At 50.2% G+C, this 24,693-nt stretch carries 26 protein-coding genes; 1 reads left to right on the top strand and 25 read right to left on the bottom strand.

Features of this window, described 5'->3' with window-relative positions:
- Positions 1-49 precede the first annotated feature (49 nt).
- From dinG to ACFVRY_RS04920, 14 genes are all read right to left on the bottom strand, one after another.
- Complete coding sequence (gene dinG, locus ACFVRY_RS04985; protein WP_387497938.1) at positions 50-2,908, bottom strand: ATP-dependent DNA helicase DinG; 2,859 nt, start codon at positions 2,906-2,908, stop codon at positions 50-52.
- 117 nt (positions 2,909-3,025) lie between these two features.
- Positions 3,026-3,667 (bottom strand): tetratricopeptide repeat protein, encoded by a 642-nt coding sequence (locus ACFVRY_RS04980; RefSeq protein ID WP_387497936.1) that lies wholly within the window; start codon positions 3,665-3,667, stop codon positions 3,026-3,028.
- A gap of 116 nt (positions 3,668-3,783) precedes the next feature.
- Entirely contained in the window at positions 3,784-4,167 is a 384-nt protein-coding gene (panD, locus tag ACFVRY_RS04975) for an aspartate 1-decarboxylase (RefSeq protein WP_387497934.1), read from the bottom strand.
- Positions 4,160-5,050, bottom strand: coding sequence for a pantoate--beta-alanine ligase (gene panC, locus ACFVRY_RS04970; protein WP_387497932.1), 891 nt, complete (start codon positions 5,048-5,050; stop codon positions 4,160-4,162). The genes panD and panC overlap by 8 nt, the downstream gene beginning before the upstream one ends.
- Before the next feature lies 1 nt (position 5,051).
- Positions 5,052-5,918, bottom strand: a complete 867-nt coding sequence (gene panB / locus ACFVRY_RS04965; protein WP_387497930.1) for a 3-methyl-2-oxobutanoate hydroxymethyltransferase — start codon at positions 5,916-5,918, stop codon at positions 5,052-5,054.
- Between the two features lie 313 nt (positions 5,919-6,231).
- Positions 6,232-7,044 carry a biotin--[acetyl-CoA-carboxylase] ligase gene (locus ACFVRY_RS04960; RefSeq protein WP_387497928.1) on the bottom strand — a complete coding sequence of 271 codons (813 nt, stop codon included), beginning with the start codon at positions 7,042-7,044 and terminating at the stop codon, positions 6,232-6,234.
- Positions 7,031-8,413: a CCA tRNA nucleotidyltransferase gene (locus ACFVRY_RS04955; RefSeq protein WP_387497926.1), complete on the bottom strand. Its 1,383-nt coding sequence runs from the start codon at positions 8,411-8,413 to the stop codon at positions 7,031-7,033. Before ACFVRY_RS04955 ends, ACFVRY_RS04960 begins: the two co-directional genes overlap by 14 nt.
- Complete coding sequence (gene bshA, locus ACFVRY_RS04950; RefSeq protein ID WP_387497924.1) at positions 8,413-9,585, bottom strand: N-acetyl-alpha-D-glucosaminyl L-malate synthase BshA; 1,173 nt, start codon at positions 9,583-9,585, stop codon at positions 8,413-8,415. Before bshA ends, ACFVRY_RS04955 begins: the two co-directional genes overlap by 1 nt.
- Before the next feature lie 51 nt (positions 9,586-9,636).
- A complete protein-coding gene (locus ACFVRY_RS04945; RefSeq protein ID WP_387497922.1) occupies positions 9,637-10,614 on the bottom strand; it encodes an alpha/beta hydrolase in 978 nt (325 codons plus the stop codon).
- Positions 10,611-11,330: a bacillithiol biosynthesis deacetylase BshB1 gene (bshB1, locus tag ACFVRY_RS04940; protein ID WP_387497920.1), complete on the bottom strand. Its 720-nt coding sequence runs from the start codon at positions 11,328-11,330 to the stop codon at positions 10,611-10,613. Before bshB1 ends, ACFVRY_RS04945 begins: the two co-directional genes overlap by 4 nt.
- The gene (mgsA, locus tag ACFVRY_RS04935) at positions 11,327-11,749 is read right to left on the bottom strand and encodes a methylglyoxal synthase (protein WP_066363183.1); all 423 of its coding nucleotides are present in this window, start codon (positions 11,747-11,749) and stop codon (positions 11,327-11,329) included. The genes bshB1 and mgsA overlap by 4 nt, the downstream gene beginning before the upstream one ends.
- Before the next feature lie 17 nt (positions 11,750-11,766).
- Positions 11,767-12,573 (bottom strand): 4-hydroxy-tetrahydrodipicolinate reductase, encoded by an 807-nt coding sequence (gene dapB, locus ACFVRY_RS04930; protein ID WP_387497918.1) that lies wholly within the window; start codon positions 12,571-12,573, stop codon positions 11,767-11,769.
- A 34-nt stretch (positions 12,574-12,607) separates the two neighbouring features.
- The gene (locus ACFVRY_RS04925; protein ID WP_066363191.1) at positions 12,608-13,129 is read right to left on the bottom strand and encodes a tetratricopeptide repeat protein; all 522 of its coding nucleotides are present in this window, start codon (positions 13,127-13,129) and stop codon (positions 12,608-12,610) included.
- Positions 13,130-13,190: 61 nt separating this feature from the next.
- Positions 13,191-13,520 carry a nucleotide pyrophosphohydrolase gene (locus ACFVRY_RS04920; protein ID WP_066363194.1) on the bottom strand — a complete coding sequence of 110 codons (330 nt, stop codon included), beginning with the start codon at positions 13,518-13,520 and terminating at the stop codon, positions 13,191-13,193.
- Between the two features lie 177 nt (positions 13,521-13,697).
- On the opposite strand from ACFVRY_RS04920, the gene ACFVRY_RS04915 reads away from it, so the two are divergent.
- Positions 13,698-14,567: a YitT family protein gene (locus ACFVRY_RS04915; RefSeq protein WP_387497916.1), complete on the top strand. Its 870-nt coding sequence runs from the start codon at positions 13,698-13,700 to the stop codon at positions 14,565-14,567.
- A 910-nt stretch (positions 14,568-15,477) separates the two neighbouring features.
- Here ACFVRY_RS04915 and ACFVRY_RS04910 read toward each other — a convergent pair.
- From ACFVRY_RS04910 to ACFVRY_RS04860, 11 genes are all read right to left on the bottom strand, one after another.
- Positions 15,478-16,377: a sporulation protein YpjB gene (locus ACFVRY_RS04910; protein ID WP_387497914.1), complete on the bottom strand. Its 900-nt coding sequence runs from the start codon at positions 16,375-16,377 to the stop codon at positions 15,478-15,480.
- An 89-nt stretch (positions 16,378-16,466) separates the two neighbouring features.
- Entirely contained in the window at positions 16,467-17,084 is a 618-nt protein-coding gene (locus ACFVRY_RS04905; RefSeq protein WP_387497912.1) for a DUF1405 domain-containing protein, read from the bottom strand.
- A 185-nt stretch (positions 17,085-17,269) separates the two neighbouring features.
- Positions 17,270-18,142, bottom strand: coding sequence for a menaquinol-cytochrome c reductase cytochrome b/c subunit (locus ACFVRY_RS04900; RefSeq protein ID WP_387497910.1), 873 nt, complete (start codon positions 18,140-18,142; stop codon positions 17,270-17,272).
- Between the two features lie 67 nt (positions 18,143-18,209).
- Positions 18,210-18,881, bottom strand: coding sequence for a menaquinol-cytochrome c reductase cytochrome b subunit (gene qcrB / locus ACFVRY_RS04895; RefSeq protein ID WP_038594453.1), 672 nt, complete (start codon positions 18,879-18,881; stop codon positions 18,210-18,212).
- Positions 18,882-18,887: 6 nt separating this feature from the next.
- Positions 18,888-19,442, bottom strand: coding sequence for a Rieske (2Fe-2S) protein (locus ACFVRY_RS04890; RefSeq protein ID WP_387497908.1), 555 nt, complete (start codon positions 19,440-19,442; stop codon positions 18,888-18,890).
- 283 nt (positions 19,443-19,725) lie between these two features.
- The gene (locus tag ACFVRY_RS04885; RefSeq protein WP_387497906.1) at positions 19,726-20,145 is read right to left on the bottom strand and encodes a DUF2487 family protein; all 420 of its coding nucleotides are present in this window, start codon (positions 20,143-20,145) and stop codon (positions 19,726-19,728) included.
- A gap of 243 nt (positions 20,146-20,388) precedes the next feature.
- Positions 20,389-20,568: an IDEAL domain-containing protein gene (locus tag ACFVRY_RS04880; RefSeq protein ID WP_387497904.1), complete on the bottom strand. Its 180-nt coding sequence runs from the start codon at positions 20,566-20,568 to the stop codon at positions 20,389-20,391.
- 177 nt (positions 20,569-20,745) lie between these two features.
- On the bottom strand, positions 20,746-21,834 hold the full coding sequence (locus tag ACFVRY_RS04875; RefSeq protein WP_387497902.1) for a hypothetical protein: 1,089 nt from the start codon (positions 21,832-21,834) through the stop codon (positions 20,746-20,748).
- A gap of 90 nt (positions 21,835-21,924) precedes the next feature.
- Complete coding sequence (locus ACFVRY_RS04870) at positions 21,925-22,512, bottom strand: histidine phosphatase family protein (RefSeq protein ID WP_387497900.1); 588 nt, start codon at positions 22,510-22,512, stop codon at positions 21,925-21,927.
- Positions 22,513-22,653: 141 nt separating this feature from the next.
- Positions 22,654-23,247, bottom strand: a complete 594-nt coding sequence (locus ACFVRY_RS04865; RefSeq protein WP_387497898.1) for an anti-sigma factor family protein — start codon at positions 23,245-23,247, stop codon at positions 22,654-22,656.
- A gap of 5 nt (positions 23,248-23,252) precedes the next feature.
- Positions 23,253-23,843: an RNA polymerase sigma factor gene (locus ACFVRY_RS04860; protein ID WP_066363226.1), complete on the bottom strand. Its 591-nt coding sequence runs from the start codon at positions 23,841-23,843 to the stop codon at positions 23,253-23,255.
- Positions 23,844-24,693 lie beyond the last annotated feature (850 nt).

The following is a 24,693-nucleotide window of genomic DNA, read 5'->3' as shown; positions in this document are numbered from 1 at the left end:
TTAATCTGATTGTTGAAAATAACGCCTACCAAACGGAATGAAAGGGGCTCTAATTGCCCCCCTCCTCCAACCATTCTGCAATTCGGGGAACCATCTGCTCGGTCTTCATATGCTCCATCTTGGGACCGGGCAGCGAATACAGAAAATATTTACCGTAATAGGATTCAATCACCCTGGTATCATAAACAATAACGATCCCCCGGTCTTGTGCCGTCCGAACGAGACGACCAAAGCCCTGCTTGAAGCGGATAACCGCCTGCGGCACGGAGAGCTTCATGAACGGGTTCTTCTTCTGCGCCTGTAGCAGCTCAGCCTTAGCCTCCGCGAGCGGATGGTTCGGCGGCTGAAACGGCAGTCTGACAATGGCCAGACAGGTTAGGGCATCGCCGGGAATGTCTACGCCTTCCCAGAAGCTGCTTGTGCCAAGCAGTACTGAAGCGTTGCTATCCTGAAAACGGCGGATCAGCTTGCTGCGGCTTCCACCTTCTACTCCCTGGCCCAGTACACTGATATCCTGTGAAGCCAGAGCTTCCTTCAGAGGATCATAGACCTGCCGTAGCATACGGTAAGAAGTGAACAGTACGAGCATCCGTCCGCGTGTGATTACCGCAGCCTCCGCCAGAGACTGCACCAGCGTATCCACAAAACGGGCATCGCCAATGCTACCCTTGACGCTCGGGAAGTCGCGTGGAATGACCAGCAGGGCCTGTTCACGGTACTTGAACGGAGAAGGCAGCAGCGAGGTCATCAGACGCCCCTGCTCCGCAGCTTCGCCGAGCCCCAGATTGTCAATCATGAATTGGAATGATTTATCGACCGACAATGTGGCCGATGTCAGCACGATGCTATTCTTCTTGTCGAAGAACAGCTCCTTGAGCTGGGTGCTGACATCGACAGGCACCGCATAGAGCTGCAGGGACTTGCTGCGGTAATTAGTGCTGGCTTCCAGCCAATAGACAACATTCACGTCGTTCAGATTCATAAAGAAACGCACCTGTTCGCGAATGGCGCCCAGATCCTTAAAGAGACCACCAAGATCGGTCACCAGACTGTCCGAACTGGACTGACCGTCCTGTTCACGCATCTCGCTCAGCATCTTCTCACCCTTGCGGATAACTTCGCTGAGGCTCAGGTGCATTGTATTCTCCAATGCCGCAAGCTCTTCCCAGTCCTTCGGCTTGCTTCCCGGCTGGAGACGAAGTACGAGCTGTCCCGCTTCCCCTGCGGCCGCATCGCTTCGCTCTGGCAGGAGAGTGTACAGCTTCTCGCTTAATACATCCCATGTCTCTTTTACCGTAAGCAAGTCCGGATAAAGCCTGTCAATGATGACACTCCATTCGGAAGCCTGCTCGCTACCAGAAGTTTGCAGAATCTGACGCAAGGCCGGAAGCTGTCCGTTACGGCTGTCCTTGTAGAGTCTGCCGAGCGTATGTGACACCGTAAAATGCTTCATGTGCATGCCGAGATGCTTCCCGGCTACATCCTCCAGATGATGGGCCTCATCAATAACCAGATGCTCATAGGCTGGCAACAATTGATGCCCGGCCTTCACATCTGCAAACAGCTTGGAATGGTTCGTAATTACCACGTCCGCTATACCGGCCTCATGTTTGGCCCGGTGGTAATAGCACTTACGGAACCAAGGGCAGGACCGGCCCAGGCAGGAATCGGTGTCGCTTGCCACCGTCTCCCAGAAATCCCCGCCGCGTCCACCGAGGTTCAACTCCTCGTCATCCCCGGACTCACTCTGAGTCAGCCAAACGATCATCTGGGCGGCAATGATAGCATCTTCCCGCGGGCTGGTAAAGTCCCTTTTATTTATTTTATGTTCAAACTTGCGCAGACACAAATAGTGCCCTCTTCCCTTGAAGATAGCAGCCTTGAACGGAAATGGAACAACTTCGGTCAGCAGCGGAATATCGCGCTCCCGGAGCTGGTCTTGCAGATTAATCGTATGAGTGCTGACCATGACCTTTTGTTCGCTACGAACGCTCTGATAAATAGCCGGAAGCAGATAACCCAGCGATTTGCCGGTTCCTGTCCCTGCCTCAATCAGCAGGTGCTTGTCCTCAGAAAGTGCGGTTATAACCTCGTTAAACATAATATCCTGCGCTTCTCGGCTTTCATAATGGGGCAACTTGTCCTTAAGCCGTTGTCTAACCTCATCCATATAATCGGAGAAAGATAATGAATGCAGCGGATTAGCACCATGTTGATCCCTTGGAGGCTCCAGCTCTGTCCAGTCGCCTATCTTGAGAGCAAGCTGCCGATAAAAAGTTAAATCGCTCTCCGGCTGGAAAGTCTCCATCTCCCGCTCCCGCAGCAACCCGTCGAAATACCAGCCGAGATCGCTGTCTTCTGCGGCGAACAACTCGCTAAGCCGCTGTATCGTAAGCAGCGGCAAGCTATACAGCTCCTCTAGACATTGGAGCAGCACGAGCGCGGTAGCCAAGGCATCGCTGTCGGCCTGATGTGGCCGTTCATGCGTAAGGCCGAAATGGCTGCTGACCGCCCCGAGCTGATATGTTGTCAGCGAAGGAAAGCAAATTTTCAGGAAATCCATCGTATCCAGAATACGGCCTTGAAACGGCAAATAGCCGCATCGATCCAATGCATTTTGCAAAAAATGGAAGTCAAAGGCGACATTATGCCCTACCAGAACCACATCGTCCAGTAAAGGCACAAGCTCCATCATCATCTCATCCAGCTCTGGCGCATCCGCCACGTCGCTGTCGGTTATGCCTGTCAAGCCCGTAATAAAAGGAGGAATCGGCGCTCCGGGCTTGACGTAGGAACCATAGACCCGGGAAATGGACCGGTCTTCTTCTATAATGGCAAGACCCACCTGGATGATTTCACCCACCGATTGGGTTCCCGTTGTTTCAAAATCAAGCACGGCAAATTTCATTGTAAGTTCTATTCCCTTTCACTTGAGACTCTTAATCAGCATAACAGAAGTTGCGAAAAAAGGCGATGCACCCCGCTGTCAACAGTGGAGGCATCGCTTCTGTGGCAAGACTGATGGTTATAAAAGCGAGACAAGCTGGCTGCCATACTGGAGTTGTCCCCCACGTTTACGGCACACTTCCAAATTCACAGTCGGTTCCGGCAGGGCCGGATCATGCTGGAGAGACAGACCGAACAGCTCCTGCGCTTCAGGGAAGCGCTCCTGCGAGGCCCGGATACAACCCATGGCATTATAGATCATCGCCTTGAGCTTACGTTCCCGGACGAGATTCAGCATATGATTCAGATGAACCCATGCGGCTTCGCCCTCCCCTTCCTGCAGATAGGCCATGGCGAGATACAGTCGAGCGGCGAGGCTGTCCGGGTACTCCTGAACGACGCCCTTAAACTGTTCGATACACTGCCGATACATCAGCAGCTTGTAATAGCCCTGACCTCTGACGAAGGACTCCATGGACAGCTCTGGAGCTTCCTGCGGAGCAGCAGGCTCCAGAGGTTCATCCGGCAGCTCCATGTTGTCACGGAAATGGCTGAGCTTCTCCGCAAAGACCAGCCATTCATCCATGACATGGTCGCTGATTCGGTGCAACAGATTATACTTGCATAAAAGCTCTTCCCGGCGGGCACCCTGCGCTTTAGGATAGTCAGTGACGACCTCCTGTAGCATCTGGTTCATTTCAGCAAATAAATGTTGAAACATGACTTCATCCCACCCTTACTGAAAATGGTATCAGTTCAGTCCAGCTTGCCTGACTTCATTTTTCGCAAGGTAAGGGCCTTTCATGCCTGCCATTGATTACATGCTCGTCAGACCAGTCAGACTATGGTCGCGTGGATCTCATGATCGGCGAGTTTGACCGGCTTGTTCAGTTCATCTACAAAAACTACAGTTGGCTTGTGGCCCTGAAGCTCCTCTTGGGAAAGCATCGCATAAGAAATAATGATCACCGTATCGCCAGGGTGCACCAGCCTTGCTGCCGCACCATTGAGACAAATCACTCCGCTGCCACGCGGACCGGGAATGACATAAGTCTCCAGACGGGACCCGTTGTTGTTGTCCACGATCTGCACCTTTTCATTCTCCAGCAAGTCTGCGGCTTCCATCAAATCCTCATCAATGGTAATACTGCCCACATAATTCAAATTGGCTTCTGTCACCGTCGCGCGGTGGATTTTGGATTTCATCATATGTCTAAACAATTGCAGCTACCTCCTTAGGAGTAAACACAATATTGTCGATCAGGCGGGTTTTGCCGAATTTGACGGCCAGTGCCATAATGATCTCACCATCAGCCTGTGTCAAAATGGAATCGCCAGTCAGTGGCTCAAGGTCTGGAAAGCTCAGGATTTCCGCGTAATCTATCACCGCGAGTGGCGAAGAAGAAATGATCGTTGTCAGCAATTGCCGGATTTCATCAGCCGTCTTGGCTGTTCCCTCTTCAACGGCTTCACGAGCCGCCCGCAGGGAACGTGACAGTACGAGCGCCTGCAGTCGTTCTTCCTCCGACAGATACACATTGCGGGAACTGAGCGCCAAACCATCGGCTTCACGAACAATAGGACAGGCAACAATCTGTACATTCATATTCAGGTCAGACACCATTTGGCGAAGAACCGCTACTTGCTGGGCATCCTTCAGACCGAAAAAGGCATAATCGGGTTGCACCATATTGAATAGCTTGGAAACTACGGTAGTGACTCCGTCAAAGTGACCCGGGCGTGAAGCCCCGCATAGTACATTCGTCAGTGAAGAGACGGACACCCCTGTACGAATGGGACGTGGATACATCTCTTCCAGAGAAGGGATAAATACGATATCCGCACCTTCCCGCTCCGCAAGCTCCAGATCACGGGCTTCGTCACGGGGATATGAAGCGAAATCCTCATTTGGCCCAAATTGCAGCGGATTGACAAATATGCTCATTACCACTGTACCGGACATTTCCACTGCCCGGCGCAGCAGGCTAGCATGTCCGTCATGCAAGTAACCCATGGTCGGCACAAAGCCAATCGGCGTATGACCACCGCCCCGCATATATTCCAGCGCTTCGCGCAATTGTTCTACTGTTCTGACCACTCTCATCTTATTTCGCTCCTTTTGACACGGTGCCGTACAATGATTCTAGAACCGTCTCATCCGCTTTGAAAACATGGCTCTCATCAGGGAAGGCGCGCTGCTTAACTTCCTGTACATATTGAGTGATCCCTTCACGGATTTGTGTTCCGATATCAGCATAGGTTTTGACAAAACGTTTCTCCCGGTAAGGGGAGGCATAACGCAGTACATCATGGTACACGAGAACCTGACCATCCGTATAACGTCCGGCTCCGATACCAATAGTTGGAATGCTGATGGCTCGGGAAATGGCCTCGGCTACTTCCTCTGTCACAAGCTCCAGCACTATGGCAAAAGCACCAGCAGCCTCAAGCGCCTTAGCCTCATCCATCAACCGCTGTGCGTCCGCCGGGTCTTTACCCTGGATCCGGTAACCGCCAATAGTATTCACGGACTGCGGAGTCAAGCCGATATGTCCAAGTACGGGTACACCTGCAGATACAATTTGCTTAACGGTCTCACAGATCTCAACGCCGCCCTCCACTTTAACCGCATGAGCACGTCCCTCTTGCATTAGTCTGCGCACTCCGCGGAGACTTTCGTCAATGCTACCGTGGTAGGTCATAAAGGGCATATCCGCCACAATAAAAGTGTTATGTGCTCCGCGCACTACGGAACGTGTGTGGTATACCATATCATCTAATGTGACCGGAAGGGTCGTATCATAGCCCAACACCACATTGCCCAGCGAATCGCCAACAAGGATGATGTCGATGTCAGCCTCTTCGGCCAGACGGGCTGAAGGGTAATCATATGCAGTAATCATAGTTAGCGGAATACCGTCCGCCTTCATTTTTTTCATTTTCACAATGTTCAATGCCTGTTTGTCTGCCATTGCTCCTCATTCCCCTTTTCCTGAGTAGATAGCGCGTAAACGCGCAAATAAAAAACCCTTTAGCATTAGTCCGCTAAAAAGGTCCGAAGGGCAAAAAAGAGTCACTCGCGATCGTCCCTTCTGTCTCGGTCCTTACGGCTCAGAGCAGAATCCAACGTAACCGTTCATTACAGTTATGAAGGTGAATCCAAAGAAACACATGATCTATTTCGGAGTGCAGCTCGCTTAAGTTCCGATACCGCCTCTGTCCATAGTATATCAAAAGATTGCCGTAAATACACGAAAAAAATGTGACAAGTCATGGTACAAAGTCTCAGATTAGCTCGATTTCGCCAGAGGATACGCTGTGAATTTGTCCCGCGCGGTCCATCAGCAGTAGGCTGCCATTATCGTCCAATCCTGTCGCAAGACCCTCCATTCGCCCATGCGGAGTATTTCGGGCCACTTGACGACCCAGCGTCACCGACATAGCTTCCCATAACCGGGCCACCGGGGAAAACCCATGGTCCATATAAAAATCATACAGACTGTCCAACTCGGTCAGTACAGCTCCTGCAAGAACAGAACGGTCAACAGAAACCCCTCCCCGTTCAATCAGCAGCGAGGTGCCCACTCCGTTCAGAAAATCCGGGTAATCCTCTTCCTTGAGATTAACGGAAATGCCAATACCGGCAATGCAATAGGCCAGCTCATTCTCGGAGCAGGATGACTCCAACAGAATCCCGCATATTTTGCGGTCTCCGGCGAGTAGATCATTCGGCCATTTGATCCCGACGTCCACTCCCGATACACGCCGAATAGCCCGACAAACCGCTACGCCCGCCATCAACGTAAGCTGCGGAGTAGACAACAACGGAAGTCTCGGCCGAAGCACCACGCTCATCCAGATGCCCTTGCCGAACGGGGAATGCCATTTCTTGCCCTGTCGGCCTCTGCCACCCGTCTGTTCCTCGGCAATGACGGTAGTGCCTTCGGGCGCACCGTTCTCGGCGAGCCGCTTGGCTTCCTCTTGGGTTGACTCCACAGTCTTCAGCATATGTACATGTCCGCCCCAACGGGAAGCCGAAGCTTCCTGTTGTAATCCGGACAGCGATAACAATTCAATATTGCGTTCAATGTTGCTCATGTCCTACCATCCTTTTTGCTTCCAGTAACAATTCTTCTGGATGATTGCGCAGGTCACCGGCTGCTACGGCCTGAAGAAGACCTTGCAGCAGCTTCCCTACCCATGGCCCCGGCCGTTGTTCCAAGGCCGCGGCCAAATCGTTGCCGGTCACCGCGAGACCGGCAAGTGCCTGCACCGGCATCTGCGCCATCCACTGGCGCGCGATGGCCGGGAAATCCTGGCCTTCCCCAGTACGGGGAAGGCCATCGGCTGCGGCAGCATCCGCAGGCGCTGCCACAAGGAAGGCGGCGTGGTCTGCGCCGCCGCCCGGGGCGCTCCCTGCTGCTGCAGGGAGCGCCTCCAGCAGCGCTAGCCAGCCTTCGGCGGCGGCGCTGCCATGGGCCAGCACGGCGGCGATCCATTGCCGCCGCAGGGCCTCCACAGCGCCCGGGTCCCCCGCGGGCGCTGCCTCAAGGGCTGCGGTCCAAGCTTCGCGGACCCGCAGCACACGGACGACGGAGGTGCGCGTCGTCCCGGGGAACGTCCATGCCCGCAGCAGCGTATCGGCCTCTGTGGCCGACACGCCTAGGGCATGCAGGAGCAGCGCCCACCTCAGATGGGCGCCCTCCAGTTCCCCGATCCCGGCCGTCAAGGCGGCAGCTGCCGCCAGATGGGCATCGGTCCAGGGGAAAGGGGCCTTGCCGCGCGGCAATAACCCGCTGCGCGCCAGCATGCCAAGGCCGCGCAGGGGATGCGGCCCCTCTACGATACGCTCCAGCTCTGCGCGGAGCCGCTCCACAGCAATATGCGCCAGCTTATCCCGCTGGCGCAGCAGCCCGCGCCACGTATTCTTGGCGACGGAGAAATCCAGCACGGACGCGAAGCGCACGCAGCGCAGCATCCGCAGCGCATCTTCTGCGAAGCGCTCCTCCGCGTCTCCTACACATCTTACGGTCCGGCGGCTCACATCCTCCGCACCGCCAAAAGGGTCCGTCAGTACACCATCTGCTCCACAGCAGATGGCATTCATCGTAAAGTCGCGACGCCTTAAGTCTTCCTTAAGATCCCGGACAAAGACCACCTGCTGCGGACGGCGATGATCGGCATAGCCGCTTTCCGTCCGGTACGTTGTCACCTCAAAGGCATGACCTTCCTTAAGAACAGTTATGGTTCCATGCTGAAGTCCAGTGGGGACTGTCCGCGGAAAAAGCGCCACCACTTCCTGCGGAAGCGCCGAAGTGGTGATATCCATATCATGAACCGGACGGCCCATCAGCTCATCGCGGACACAGCCCCCGACCCAAAATGCCTCATGGCCATTCTCCACCAGCTTGTCTATCACATTCTCCGCAGCTTCCGCCATGCCGGCAGGCGCCATCTTCCACTCCATCAGAAGCTCCTAACTCCCGAACCATAACCCAATTCCGGCACCTTACGGTCAAGTACCCGGTAATAAATGGATTCATATTGGTCCGTGATCGTATTATTGCAGAAATCCTCACACGCTCGGTGCAAACAAGCTGCTCTGAATTGCTCGATCATGACTTCATCCGACAACAGGTTGATAGCATATTCTGCCATAGTCTTCGTGTCGCCGATCGGGGCCAAGAAGCCTGTTTTGCCATGCTGAATCAATTCCGGTATGCCACCAGCCTCGGAACCAATGGTCGGAACGCCACAAGCCATCGCTTCCAGTGCGACAAGACCAAAGCTCTCCTTCTCGGAAGGGAGCAGCAACAGATCGGCCAAAGAAATAACTTGAGCAATCTCGTCCTGCTTCCCGAGGAAACGAACCTTGTCGTCTAGCCCCATCTCGCTGATTTTGGCCTGAATCTTCGGCAGATCCGGCCCTTCACCGACCAACAGAAGCTTGGAAGGAATTTTCTGACTGACCCGAGCAAAAACATCTACTACATCTCCGACACGTTTGACCGGACGGAAGTTAGAGATATGCATGAGAATTTTCTCATCAGGTTTGGCAAAATCTCCGCGCAAATCCGTTACATCCCGCGGATAGTACACACGCTTGTCTACAAAATTGTAAGTAAGATCAATATCGCGTGTGATATCAAGGACCTTACGCGTTTCTTTTATCAAGTCCTGCGACACGGCGGTGACCGCATCACTTTCGTTAATGCCGAGCCTGATCAAATCCTTCAGTGACTCATCCTGACCCAACACCGTGATATCTGTTCCATGTAGCGTGGTTACGACCTTCATATCATTGTTTAGCATCTGTTTGGCGAGAAACGCACAAACCGCATGCGGAACTGCGTAATGGACATGCAGAATGTCCAGATTTTGCATTTTAGCAACCTGAGCCATCTTATTAGCTAGTGCCAGATCATAAGGCGGATAACGGAACACGTAGTAATCGTTGACCTCAACCTCATGGTAAAATATATTCTTCTGAAACGTTCCGAGCCGGAACGGGATACTGTGAGTGATAAAGTGGACCTCATGGCCTTTTTCAGCCAGCAGCTTGCCCAGTTCAGTTGCCACTACGCCCGAGCCGCCCAGAGACGGATAACAAGTAATGCCTATCTTTAACAACCGGTCCATCTTTGCGTCCCCTTCTTGTCTAATGTTGGTAACTTCTTTATATAAAGTTGTTTATTCGTTTTCTAATTCTTGTAAAAAAGCAAGCACTGCATCTTTCATTTGCTCCATACCTGGAGATTCGAGCGGGAAATGCCCGGCCCCTTCCAAAATCACACATTTTTTTCTAACCCTAAGTTTATTATAAAAGGGTTCGCTAAGTGAAATCGGCGTCATTCGATCCTCCTGTGGATGAACCAATAGGACCGGACAGACCTCAAAATGCTCAGGTTTAACGGACAGCTTCATATCCAGAAAGGTTCGTAACAGGCGTAACGGGATCTTGGTGCCTGCCGCCCCTGAATCATTCATAATCAGTTGGTTTAACTCGTTATTATTAGAAATGAAATGCATGCGCGAAACATGGTTCACAGATATTTTCAAGGAATCCAATACCATTGGAAAAGCATCCATCATAGATTTACCGAATCGGCTGATCAACTTATTGGGCGCCAGTTGATCACGAACCTCCGTCCGGCTAGTGTCGATAAATGTGGTGGCAATCAGGCCTTTTACTTTTTTGTTGTGTACAGCCGCATGATAGGCAAGCATACCACCAATGCTGCTGCCGAGTAGAACAACAGGTCGTCCATCCCGCTCCAGCTCCCGGTCTATCAAATCCGAGATCAGCCGGGTCCAGAGCTGGTAGTCCATTGATTGAGAAGAATGCACACGGCTTAGTCCGTAAGGCGGCAGGTCGGGTGACACAACTTCGTAGCCGCTGTTCTGCAGCATTTTGGCATAAGGTGCAAGCATCCTGCCATTACCGCCTGCCCCATGAACTGAAATGATCTTCAGTTTGGAGCTTGTCACCAGCATACGATCTATATGAATACTTCCCTTGTCCCATTCCCACCATTCCTCGGACGGAAGATCCCCTGCTTTAAGCTGAATTTCTTCAGGAAAGAACTTCTGGTATTGCCGCCAATATAAATCACTTTCATTATAAGATGGCGGCAATTCCCTTTGAAGTACCCTGTCACGCCTCGTCACGATGACTGCTGCGAACCATTCCCGGCAGTGAACATTTCCACAGCATAAGGAACCTTTGTCGCAAACCCTTCCGCATAAGGAATGAGTCTGCGCTGTCCAAGCAGCATGTCTCTCGACCGAACACGTTCGATATAACCTTCTGTCAGAGGAGTTGACACGGCGTCCTCTCCTTCTGGCTTGGTGAACTGGGAGCGGTAGCAGGACAGCGCCTGCTCCTTCACTCCGTATTGTTCTGTTACATCGACGATCAAATCCGTCCGGCCTAGATCATTGATGAAGTAAAAATACAGCTGCGGCGCAGGGACCGCTGGCTTGTCCGGCATATATTTACGCAGCTTGGCGTTAAAAACCGCTTCTTCTACAAGTTTAGAACAAGCAATATGATCGGGATGTCGGTCTTCCCAGTACGGCGCGAACACAATATCAGGTGCATACTTGCGAATCTCAGCGGTTACCGCAGCCACGTGTTCTTCAGTAATATGAAGACCTCTGTCAGGCAGCCCCAGATTGCTCCGCACGGTAACGCCAAGCACGTCAGCCGCACGCTGTGCTTCGATCTTGCGCAGCTCAACTGTACCATTGGAGGACATTTCTGCGGCCGTCAAATCGCACAGTCCCACCTTCAGGCCAGCTGCTGTATGCTTGGCAATGGTTCCCCCCATACCGATTTCAGCATCGTCTGCATGAGCGCCGAATACGAGAATATCCAGCTTCATTCGTCTACCCCCGGTTTATATTTATGTACCAGCTCACGCCAGGCAAAATCCCCTCGGTCAATCGCCTTGACCAGAATTTCCGCGGTAGCGATATTCGTAGCCACTGGTATGCCGTATACATCACACAGACGAAGCAGCGCCGTAATATCCGGTTCATGCGGCTGCGCCATCAGCGGGTCGCGCAAGAAAATAATGAGATCCAGCTCATCCTGAGCCACCATGGACCCGATTTGCTGGTCTCCTCCGAGAGGGCCACTCATGTAGCGGTGAATGACTAGCTCTGTGACATCCATAATCCGCTGTCCGGTAGTTCCCGTAGAAAACAATTCATGCCCTTTAAAAACATGCTCATACGCCGTCACAAAGTTAACCATTTCATCCTTTTTGCGATCATGCGCAATAAATGCGATTCTCATCATGGTGTACTCTCTCCCGTCTAATCTATAAAATGCTCAAATCCGTAGATCATTCCTGTATATTCCATTACCTTTTGAATCCCGATTTTGACTCCCGGCATATAACCCGCACGTTCATAGGAATCATGACGGATCTTCAAGGATTGCCCGAAATCGCCGAATATCACTTCTTCCTGGGCGAAGATGCCCGGCAGACGGACACTGTGAATACGAAATCCGTTATAATAGCCGCCGCGTGAACCTTCAATTGTCTCTTCTTCCAACGGGTTACCTTGGCGAAGCTCTTGCCTTACTTCAGAGATCATCTCTGCCGTCTTAATGGCCGTACCCGATGGCGCATCCAGCTTCTGGTCTCCATGGTACTCGATAATCTCCAGATTAGGGAAGTACTTGGAGGCCTGGGCTGCAAATTTCATGAGCAGAATAGCTCCGATAGAGAAGTTCGGTGCAATCAAACCACCGATACCTTGCTCCTTACACTGCTTGTCCAGCTCGGCGATTTGTTCCGGAGTAAAACCGGTTGTACCGATCACAGGACGAACCCCATATTTAACAGCCAGCGCGGTATGCGGATAGGCTGCTTTAGGGTTCGTAAAGTCTACAAGCACATCCGCGTTGCTACTGGCAAGCGCAGTCTCCAAGTCACTCACCACTACGATACCAGCTTCCTCCAACCCAGCCAGACGGCCTGCATCGCTTTCAGCTGAGGACCGGTCTACCGCTGCGGCCAATTCCAGTTCTTCATCCTGAAGAACCAGCTTCAAAACTTCCTTGCCCATTCTTCCGCCTGCACCTGCTACAATTACTCTAATTTTCTTACCGCTCATATCAAATTCATCCTCGCTTTCGCTGGTTCTGTAGTTATTGCATATAAGTCTGCAATGATTTCTGTAGGTCCTTCATCAATTGCCGTAGTCCGGCATCATCCGGATGCAAGGAAATAACTTCTTTCAAGGCGGAGATCGCCTGTACATGCTCATTCATCCGGCTATGCGCAATGGCCAGCCATACATAAGCGTCACCAAATAAAGGATCCAGCGTGACCGCTTCTTTTAATAATGTAATGGGGTGATACGGATTGAGAGTACCTGCCTCTTCATCTTCCAGCAATCGTTTGGCTTCGTTGACAAGCCTCATCGCCTGCAAATGCTGCAGGTGGAGATTATATTCCGGCTTACTGCCGTCCAGCTTCACTGCGACAAGGGCATGCTCGACCGCTTTATCCAATCTGCCACTACGCGCATAAGTAATGGAACAGCGGTATCGAACCTCCGCATCGCAAGGGCTGGCGGCAATCGCCTTCTCGAAGCAGGATACGGCCTCCGCAAAATCGCTGCGCAAAATGGCACGGTAAGCATCTTTGATATAATCAGTATTACTCATATATGCACCATCCTCACGGCTTCAAGTGCCGATCGTTTGGTACAGCATATGATACATTCGCCTAATCGGTGTTTTTCTTCGTCCAGCGATCGGCATCACGTGTATTGAACTTGTGCATGACCTTGTCATGAGCCTCTGTGAGATCAATGCCAAGTGAATTGGCAAAACAAATGGTGATAAACAAGATGTCCCCAAGCTCAAGCTCGATGGAATTGTCCGCTTCATCCGCCTTCTTCGGCTTCTCGCCGAATTGATGGTTCACCTCGCGGGCCAGTTCGCCGACTTCCTCGGACATACGGGCCAGCATCGCCAGCGGGCTGAAGTAACCTTCCTTAAATTGCGAGATATATGCATCTACTTCACGCTGAATTTCATTAAGACTTTTTTCCATAAAATGTTCCTTCGCCCCCTGTTGCATCTTGCCTATTGTTTGCCCCTATGTTATCGTAAAGACGTTTTGAAGACAAATCTTTTTTAAGAATTTTAAGGATCAGATAAAAAAGGCATACTTATTAAAGGCAAGTGCAAGACCAGAAAAATGCCCTATAGAGGCCTAACGAGGGATTCCATGAATTCATCCAAATTGTTTGCGATTACAAAAACTGTAGCGCCAATCATGCTGGGAAGCGCCATCTATGCCTTCGGACTGCTGTATTTTATCATTCCGAACCAACTGATGGAGGGCGGTGTTACAGGGATTACCATCCTGCTAAACTACGCATTCCACATTCCGATCTTTCTGACCACACTACTGATTAATCTGCCGCTCTTTCTAATGGGCTGGAAGGTGCTCGGCGGGCGCCAGATCGTCTATACCGGGGTCGGTATTGGTTCTCTGACTATATTTCTATGGTTATTCGAAAAAATGATCGATCTGGGCTGGATCAACCCGTTTAGCACAGAGCATGATTTTATTCTCGCTTCATTATATGCAGGGGTGACCCTAGGCCTTGGTCTGGGTATCGTATTCCGCTTCGGAGGGACCACCGGCGGCGTCGATATCGTTGCACGGATTATCGGACGCAAATTCGGCTGGAGCATGGGACAGGTTATCCTCACCACTGATGTCGTCATCATTGGTGCTTCTCTGTTGTACATTTCGCGGGAAAAGATTCTGTATACCCTTGTGTCCGTATTCATTGCCTCCCGGGTCATTGATTTCATCCAAGAAGGCGCCTACGCCGCCAAAGCCTTCACCATCATCAGCGACGAGGCCCCGAAGATCGCCGATCTCATTAGTGAGGAGCTGGAGCGAGGCGTAACCTTGATCCCTGCCATCGGTGCTTATTCCAAACAAGCCAAATACATGGTGTATTGCGTGGTATCCCGCCAAGAGATCCGCAGACTCAGTCAATTAGTCAAATCCGTTGATCCGCGCGCCTTCGTTATTATCAACGATGTCCACGACGTGCAGGGGGAAGGGTTCCGGGAGACGTAACGAATTACAGCCGCCTGATAAAACAAGCAAAAAGTCGCGGTTCGGTTGCAAAAAGCAACCAGATCAGCGGCTTTTTAGTTGAAAAGTTAGCGGGCTGTCTACAACATATACGCACCACAGCCCCAGCATCAACACCGACGTTCGTGAGTCACATACTTTCCAACCATTCTCTATCACAATTTTCTGGTCAATAACTAATGCATTCCGCGGTGCCGAAAGCATCAGCTATCGGAAATAAGTGCAGTATTGTACCTTAATTTTCTCGCCAGCTTATCATTCCAGTGATTAAGTGCATTTCTGTACCTTAATTACCTCGAGATTCGCTGTTGCAGGCTTTATCGCAATAATTAACATACGTTTTTGCCGCTAAATGCCTCTAAAACTATATTTCCAACAAATTAAGGTACAAAATTGCGCTTAGTTCTCTCATTGCCTCCACAGCTCAGTCCACACAGGATTAAACTCAGCTTACTCGCTGCCACCACTGCTCAATACAGGCAGGATCGCACCAAGTTCTCCACTCCCTTTAGCTCAGTCCAGTCAAGATTGCACTTAGTTTCCTCATCAGCTCGACCGCCCCGTACAAGCAGGATGCACTTAGTTTCTTATCCGCTCCAAGCCCGGCCAGAAATGGCTCACCTTAGAAAAGAAACCCTTCCTCACTCTAGTCATCAGCACAAAAAAAGACCGGCGTGCCTCACCGATCCTCTTCATTTCCCTGGTTCAATTCCACCACTGAACCTTGTCAGAAAGACTACCCGCCCCTTTAAGGGGGGCCCTGTGTATTGATTTCCAATCTTCAGGTTGTCCCTCTCTAAATCGACTTCCAGCTCTCAGGGAATACCCTTTTACTGACTCCCATCCCTTACGTTGTCGCTCTATATAGGCTTCCAATCCTCAACATGTCGCTCTATACCGGCTTCCAATCCTCGTTCTGGCCACGGTATTTGCGGTAGGCGACATAGACTAGAGCGGCAATAATAAATCCGGCTGCCAGCAGCCCCCAGGCTCCGTATTCCTTAGGCGCCAGCGGGAGCGACAGGGCAGGCTCATCCTTTTCCTTGCCAAACATCACCCGAACTGCCTCCTGGCCGTATGAGATGATCTCCAAAAGCCGGGCACGCTCCGGCTTTTGGCTTTGGGACGGTACGCCCGCTGCGTATGACAACCAGGAATCTAAGGCGTTCACAACCTCAGGCTGACGCGAGATCAGCACCGCCGGACGGATATTGTCATACCTGCCCTGCAGCCGCTCCAGCGCCGTTTTCCACGCTGTCAAATCACTAGCAGAGGCACTCTGCTCCATCGCGTTCAAATCCTCACGCAGCAGCTTGTAGTAATGAAGCCACATCGGCTGGCGAGGATGGTTCAAGCTGTTAGCCGCCAGCCTCAGCTTCGCGGCAGCAGACTCCCAGCGTTCAGGAGAGATTTTCACCCCGGCAATGGCAGACTTCAGGTCTATAATTACAGCCGACAGTGCATTGATGCCTTCCACCGAGGTCAGCCCTTCAAAGGAAGAAGACACAAAAATCCGCGAGATTTCCTCGGTCAGCTGCCGGACCTTGGCAACATTACCATCTACCACATACCCGTAGAGCGCTTCAGCTGCCTGTTCCAGCTGCTGTGCATCACTCCTTGCTCCAAGTACAGCCGAACCGTCATCAGGTACCCCTGGAACGTTCTGCACTGCACCGCTACCCGAATGATCCGCTCCGGCACCAAGGGCCTCGGCTCCAGCCCCTCCATACAGCCCGGCCACCAGCCAGCAGAATATCAGGCCAATCAACAAACAATACCTTCTGCTCGGCATGAGACATCCCTCCTACCCTAAATGTATGGCAGCAGGACAAGGGATAGAACAGATGTAAGGAAGCAAATAACGCCTCAGTTAAATCTCACTCAGAGTCGGTTTTGCCTGCCCTGAAACACCCAGGCGGCGGCTGTGCTAAAGATCGTGAGCGCGAACGTAAAATACATCACCTGCTCCACATGATCTGTAAGCACCGATGGCAACCAAGGGAATACGCCAAAGGAATAATCTACCGTATCATTGAACAATGTGTAGACCAGAGCCAGTGGTAGCATTTTTCGATACGAGAAGAATCTCGCATATAACAAAGCCTCCACAGCCATCCCTGTATGAGAAATGACTAACATCCAATCCTGCCAGGTTATTGCATCCCCAAGATAGCCCCCGGCAAAAATAATGCTGACTGCCCAGATCCCGTACTTCACAGAAGTGACCACCGCAAGCGCTTCAACAATCCCGCGAACAATATTCCCGTTTAAGCTTTTCGGCGGATATAGCAGCAGCAGTAGTGCTATAGTAAAGAAGAGGCTAGCCGTTGGGCTGTCAGGCACCATTGGGAGCAGCCAAAGCGGATAGTGCTCCGCCGTGTATGCGAGCTGGTTGCCGTACCACATATACCCATAAATCGTACCGAGTAGGTTCACAATGAATAAGAGCCAAAGAATTCCCCTATGTTTAAACAATTTTTCAACCCAATGTTGCGACATTCTGACTATTAACCTCCCGACGGCACTTTATGCTAGATCAAGCAGAAACGGCTTGCCATCCTCTAATGGACGGTACCCGTTTCAGCGAGAAATATAAGGATGATTTTTAACATAAAACATATAAATCCTTATATTTATACAAAAAACCTGACCGCATGCACGATCAGGTTTGCGTTAACTCTATTTTACTGTTGACTTTTTTGTTTCGCAAGCCACCCGGCCAGATCGTCAATATCCTTATCTGACAAGCCTGCACCCGTTGCAGCCTCCAGCATAGATGGCATCTGCCCCTGGCCGTCTTTAATGATTTTAAGAATCGCTTCCTTGTCATGGGTATCCCCCACCCCGCGGAGAGAAGGACCTGCCGCGCCTTTCAGATCGGTAGCATGACAGGAGATACAGGTCGCCTGCTTGAAGAGCGCCATGGCTGGGTCATCCTTGTCCACAATTGCAATCTCCTTAGCCTTAACTGCACTAGACGTAGGCAAGCCCTTGGCGTGGTTCTCCGCCGCTTTTTCCTCACGCTGAACATCTTCCGGGATTTGACCCGTCTCCGCCATCTCATGCTTGTATTCCGTCCAGGCGGTGTTGGTCAGGTAAACAATGGCCGCAAGGGACAGGAACATCAATGAAGAGGCGATCGGACGACGATAGAAACGGCGCTCTCGGCCTGTATCCAGGAATGGAGCCAGAAGCAGTGAGCCGAACGCTACGCCCGTAACACCCAGGGTACCGAGAACAATGTAATCCCCCGAAGCATAAGGCAATTTCAAGTATTGATAGAGAAAAAGGAAGTACCAGTCAGGGATGGGAATGACTGTCGCGCTTGCATTTGCAGGAAAGCCCAGCGGCGCTGGCTCGGAAATGGTTAGCACTAGAATACCGACCAGAACTACCACGCCGACCATCCACTCTTTTAATAGAAAGTTAGGGATAAAAGCTTCCGATTTACCTGGATAAGCAGTATAGTCTGGCGGCGTAATGAATCCACTTCCCCTACGTACACGGGAATCGCCGACATACACAACCTTTTCTTTGGAGTTATCTCCGTGTGCCATCTGTACTCCTCCTTATAAGTGTTGCTCCGCATCACCAGCACCGTTAAGCCACGATCCAGTACTTGTCTTATAGCGGACCGGAGATACCCTGTCTGCGGATCATGATAAAGTGTCCTACAAGCAGAATAAGCAATACCGCCGGAAGGAAGAATACATGCAGTGCAAAGAAGCGGGTCAGCGTTTCCGCGCCGACGATCGTACCTCCCTGCATCAATTCCTTAAGCACAGGTCCCATAACCGGAACCGAGTTGGCAATCTCCAGCGTAACCTTGGTGGCGAAATAAGCTTTGTTGTCCCAAGGCAGCAAGTAACCAGTCAAACCCAGACCCAGCATGACGAAGAAGATCAGCATGCCCACGATCCAGTTCATTTCGCGCGGTGCTTTGTATGAGCCGGTAAAGAACACACGCATCGTATGAAGGAACATCATAACGATTACGAGACTTGCGCCCCAGTGGTGCATCCCGCGTACAATTTGTCCGAATGCAACCTTTGTCTGCAAGTATTCCACACTGGCATAAGCATTAATGATATCGGGTACATAGTACATCGTGAGGAACATTCCAGAGAGAATTTGGATCACTGTGATGAAGAACGTAAGTCCGCCAAAACAGTATACGAACGCCGAGAAATGATGCGCCGGATTGACATGCTCGGGAACTTCGTGGTCAGCCACATCTCTCCAGATCGGCGTAATATCCAAACGTTCATCAATCCAGTTATAGACATTTTTAAACATCTGAATTTACGCCTCCTTGTTGGCTACGGTATTCGGTACGATGTCTCCGAGATATACCCAGCCGTTATCAATTTTCGTCTTGTATTGATCCAGAGGTTTCGGTGCCACCGCCAGATTCTTGCCCAGCTTGGTATAACGCGCACCGTGACAAGGGCAATGATATTCATCCGGGTGGGCCTTGTTATTATTCCAGCCAATCGTACATCCCAGATGCTTACAAATTGGTGAAAGCGCATAAATATCTCCGCTCTCATTTTTACGGATCCAGGCCGTCAGCGTAGCTGTACTGGCATACCATCCGTCTTGTTGCTGGAGCTCAAATGTAAATTCCTGTGGCTCATCGGTGATTTTTCCGGTTTCCACAACCTTGATGAACTCCCCTGCGCCTTTCTTATGTAGTATCGGGTCCGCAGCAAAGCGGATCATGGGGAGGATCGCACCCACTCCCATAAAAGCAGTGGCACCGCCGAGCGTGTACGTTAAAAATTGCCTGCGTGACATCTCTTTACGGCTGGGTGGTTGGTCGGGCCAGGTCTCCTGTTGCTCATTATAGCTACTCATATTGCAATATAACCCCCTCTTTCAATATATAAGAAAATGTATATCGCCGTAAGATTAAGAGGCTGGACCGAATATGGGTGCCCATTTGGAAATAAAAGCGCTTCAGTTATTCTGTTTCATTATTGCTAAATTCGATTTCAATGAATAAGATCACATGTCACATAAGTTCAACCTAATCATAGCCCAGGCTCCAAAACCCGTCAAGAATATTGTCTATTTTGTGACAAGCCAAATGAGGCCTAAATTTATAAATTGTTGATTTTTCGTCACATTTTAGTCTCTTTTATTCCTGCCACATTTCCTGAATTCTGTCCCCCACGATGCTATTTAAACGCCCTCCTTGAGGCACCTCAATATTAGGCAGGGCCAGCACTAAATCGCTTTCAATAATCTCATGCCCAGACAGGTTCACATCCACAGTCAGCACTACTGCATACTGGAAGCCACTGGATTTGACTTTATGACAAAGCTCATTTATCAAACCCTTATATCCGGCCCCCATGTACTGTAAAGCGGGATAGGTCACAATTCGGCCACGAAATGGAATTTCAACAATGTCCATAAAATCACGTAGTCTTTCAAGTGCGGCAGCTGTCTCAACGGGGCTCTCTGTACCCTGCAAACCGGTGAAAGGAATCAGACAAGTATCATAGAACCTTCCATTTTCTTTCCAGACTTCGGGGTCAAAATCACTAAATTTCATCCTCTTCCTCTCCTTTGTCGATATTATAGAGTTAAGTAAGAATTATACAGGTCCTATTATAGTGAACGTGCGAGATGATCGTCTACCTTTGAATCCATAAAAGTCACTTCAACAGAAATATCAGGACATCCGGCCTATGTAAGCACCGTACGTCCTGATATTCCAAAACAGCCCCACTGCGTGAGGCTGATGCCTTGATTTTTTTCTCAGGTACTTTGCGGGTCCTGAAAATGTATAAGATCCTTAAGCTAGGTTTTTCAGCTCTGCGGTCAGATTCCGGAAAGCAATCTCGTCCCCCGCAGCCAGCGCCGTGTCAATCTCCCGGTACAAGATGTCGGTACGCCGCTTTCGCAGCGCGTCGTCCCACACCATTTCTGCTGCAAGTCCAAGCATCACTTCATAGGTAGCCTTCATTTTGTCCATTCGATACACCTCCGCTGTTTAAGAGATTCCGTGTTTTCGGGCCTTCTTTTGTTTTCGGTTACATTGAAGCCGGCTCCTACTAAATCATATTCACCAATTCCAGCTCTGTTCAACATTATGGGTTCCACATCGTTGAATGTGTCTGTGCCTACCTCCGGTTGTGCTTCTTCTGTTTTTCTACTGCAAAAGCTTCTTTGGCGCCGCAGCCTGGATTCCCCATGATGTCATCATGACGGCAGGTCCTTCTGAACTCTCTCCGAGCCTCAGCATTCCCAGATGTACCATCATCCGCAAAACCCGTCCTTCCATAATGGAAGTGGCATCATCATAATAAAACGGTTTGACTAGCCAGCCTACTCCCCTGATCAGTGAAGGAACACCGACCCACCGGTCTGCACTTGTACTGATCCAGTACACCAGTGAGGGTAGATTGGGTATGGCACCTTTATACAGTCTTAACCAAAAGGCGAATAACTGCATCAGGCTTTCACATTTTCCAGCTTCCAGCACTGCCACCCCTGCCCCAGTCAATCTTAGTCGGAACCCTGTCTCAGATATCCAGTGACGATGACGGGCGTAATCATATAGCAGGGCCAACCGGGGCGGATAATGTTCGCCTGCCCTTCCGTATCCGAACCTCCACCCCCCCTTGCTAAGCAGCGGCTCCGGTATATGGAGAGCATTCATCAGCCCCTGCTGGTAACGCTTGTAAAGCGCTCCTTCTTGATTTAGCTCCGGCTCATTCTCCCCAATATACCGCAGGAACAGCAACAGGTCACTCTCCAGCATATCACCTTCGCTCCGGTACCCTTCAGGCTCGGGACTCCCGTCAACCTTCTCCCGAATATGCCGGCCCAGGGCTTCCCGAAAACGTGCCTTCAAGTCACCCGGCATCTGGTATAAATACCGTGTTTGTTGTGAAGCACCGTTAAAGATCCAGCCTCCATTCTTGAAGCGCGATACCAATTCCCGATAGTTCCCTTGCTTATCTGGAGGAGCATCAAAGGACGCCTGCCTCGCTGCCGCCAATAGATCTTCAAGACTGAAGTGACTGCGTTCATCAAACAGCAGCGTATTCAAGAAGCGTAATTCTTCCGGTCTGCTCCCCTGGATATAAGACTCCAGAAAATCCCGGCTTCCCAGCGTAACCAAGATGCTTTGGATCAAATCATGCTTGGAATTCTGCTTGCATTGGCACTGGTAGCGTCCCGCGATGGCGGTTAGCTGACCAATATCTGCGTAAGTGAGCATATCCGCCAGATTCATGTTTTATCGCCTCACCGTTTTACTACCATTATGGGATTTAATGCCCTTTTTATTCCTTTTCACGCAAAAAAAATAACCCGAATGGTCGGGTTAACGCTGGTTTTGCAGGATATGACGTGAACAATTGTATAACAGCGGGTTCCATTCCTGTCCTTTTTTCTCGAGAATAGTGAGTGACAGGTTACCGATCCGCTCTACATATTTATCCTTATATAAAGCAATGTACAGTTGGGCCAAGAATCCACCATGCGAGATAACCAAGATATTCTTGTCCAAATATCGGGCGGAAATGTCCTCCATGAAGTCAAGTGCTCGTGCCTGCAGCTGCTCATCCATCTCCTGTCCGAGCTCAAGAGTATTCCATTCCTTGCCCCATCTTTCTTCACGCTCCGCCGAGGTTAGTCCTTCCACCTGGCCGTAAGCCCGCTCCTGGATTCGTCCATCTGCTTCAAGCAGCGGAATGCCCAGCTTCTCGGCAACAATACTTCCGGTCTCTGCCGCTCGGGACAGACTGCTAGTAATGCAATAATCCCAACGATAAGGCTCCTGCAATAGTCTTTCTCCTAACATGACTGCCTGCATTTTCCCCTCGTCATTTAGCGGAATATCACTCTGCCCTTGTATCCTACCAGCCGCATTCCAATCTGTCAGCCCGTGCCGCACCAAACCCAGCAGCATCCGAATCACCCTTCCTCATAGTATTGCTTCTTAATGTACCACGGATATAAGCAAAAGTCTTCTTTTTAAGAGAGCAGGTGGAATTATGAAAGTTGTTGTAAAAAAACAAAAAGATCCTCTTTACAGATGTAAAGGGATCTCTCATTGTCTACGATAACGGTTCAAACGGGTCAACGAGAATACTGACAGCCCTACACCAAGCATGGACAGCATCATCCAATATTGCGGATGTGTAGGTCCCATGCTCACTACAAAAGGTTCAATAATCCCGCCTTCCGAGGTCATTCCGGGATAAGTTGACTGCCAATCCAGGGAAACGCCAGCAATGCCGGTCTCCACAATCCCACTCTGCGCAGACATAGTATTACTTGGTGTCTTGAACAACGTAAAGTAAAGGAAGCTACAAATAAAGACCGCTAAAAAACAGGCAATCCAAAGGCTGATCCGATGGCGGAAAATCGTGGAGTTCCCTGCTGATCTGCCGTCACCCGGCATAAGCCAAGGACTTTCCAGGTAAATCCGCTCCATAACCTTTGCATTTACTGCTTCTGCACGCTCGTCGCTAACATCTTCTTGCAACTCATAAACCAACTGACTACTCTCCTGCCACAACGCCCATTCGGCCGCGCAGTAAGGACAACTCTCGATATGCTTCTCAAGCAATTTGCGCTGGGGGTCGTTGCGGGGAGCGTCCCATAAAGCGGGGATACTATCTTGCGCTTCCCTGCAGTCCATTGACCTTACATCCTCTCAACCTGCTCCTCATCATAGGCAGGCTCATAGAAATAGGATTCGAGTTGGAGCTTCACACTGCTCCTGGCACGGAACAATAATGATTTCACGGAGCTGACACTCTGATCGAGAATCACGGCAATTTCCTGATAATCCATCTGATCGTATTCACGCAGGATCAGCGCGGACCGCTGCTTCTCAGGAAGATTGTTAATGGCTTCACGAACTAGGTTCATCCGTTCTTTGCGAAGTGCAGCCTGCTCCGGGGCTACCTCCAGTGGTGCTACAGGCGTATATCCACTCTCTTCGAGGGATACGTTACCTGCACGGTTCTTACGAAGTTCACTAAGCACCGTATTACGAGCGATCGTATATAGCCAGGTCGAAAAAGATGCATCTACTTCCCGGAAGGAATGTAAACTACGGAACGCCTTATAAAAGGTCTCCGAGCAGAGATCCTCTGCGATGAGCTCCATATGGGAATTCTTCAGCATATGGTACACAAACGCCAAAATCTTGCGCTGATAACGCCGCATCAATTCCGAATATAATTCTGTATTTCCTTGCTTGATTTGCTGGATCAACTGGGAATCCGTCATGGTGAGTTTCGGCCTCCTCGCCTTCCACGTCTTTCCCGTCCCGAGCACTATATATTAGTACCGGGCAGGGCTTGAAAAGTTGCGGTGGTACTGAAAAAAATGAATTGCCTGACGAACAACACTTCTATGTATATTCACATACCCAAATATTAAGGCATGTATCTATGCAGCGCAGTAAAAAAATCCCGGCTACAGGACATTGACGACATCACGAAACTAGCAATCTCTAAAAATACTTTCCTATTGTACCACACATCTACACAGGATTACATTAATAGACTTGGCTTTGGGAAAAACGTCGTATCCTCTCATTCCAAAATACGAATAACAAAGATAGAAGATCGGTTTATTGAAAAAAAGATAAACCTCTGGTCCTAAAATTAGCCAAGCGTCATCAATGAAACGGGCAGTTTAGTTTAATACAATTTCAGTTGAAAAGATTTTCTCTAGTCGTCGTCAGACAATTACTGATTACAGTGCTATAGATAACAATGTAGAGATACACATTGATTATGAAGCAATATTGGCTGTTGATTTGCCTAACGGATTAAAGATTGGAGATAAACTTCAACTAAAAGGAACGTCAGTATTTGAAGTTAAAGAAGGAAAAATATCATTGATTGAAGATTATAGTTAATGATGAGACATCGCATGATTAAGCTACCGGGTACAATAGTTCAATATTAGAACGGCAGTCCAGGACGTTATTCTCTCGTCCATGGCTGCCGTTGTTCTATTACTGGGGAGTCTAAATATTTTATTCTCACTGATCACATGGACAACAATAATATCCAGCAGCAAGAAAATTTTTCAAATAAAGTGTTGACAGAATGTAAACGGATACAATATA

It is taken from the genome of Paenibacillus sp. NPDC057934 (genome assembly GCF_042887565.1).
Taxonomy (GTDB): Bacteria; Bacillota; Bacilli; order Paenibacillales; family Paenibacillaceae; genus Paenibacillus_AQ.
The sequence above is the reverse complement of the archived record's forward strand: the minus strand, read 5'-3'. Positions and strand labels throughout refer to the sequence as shown.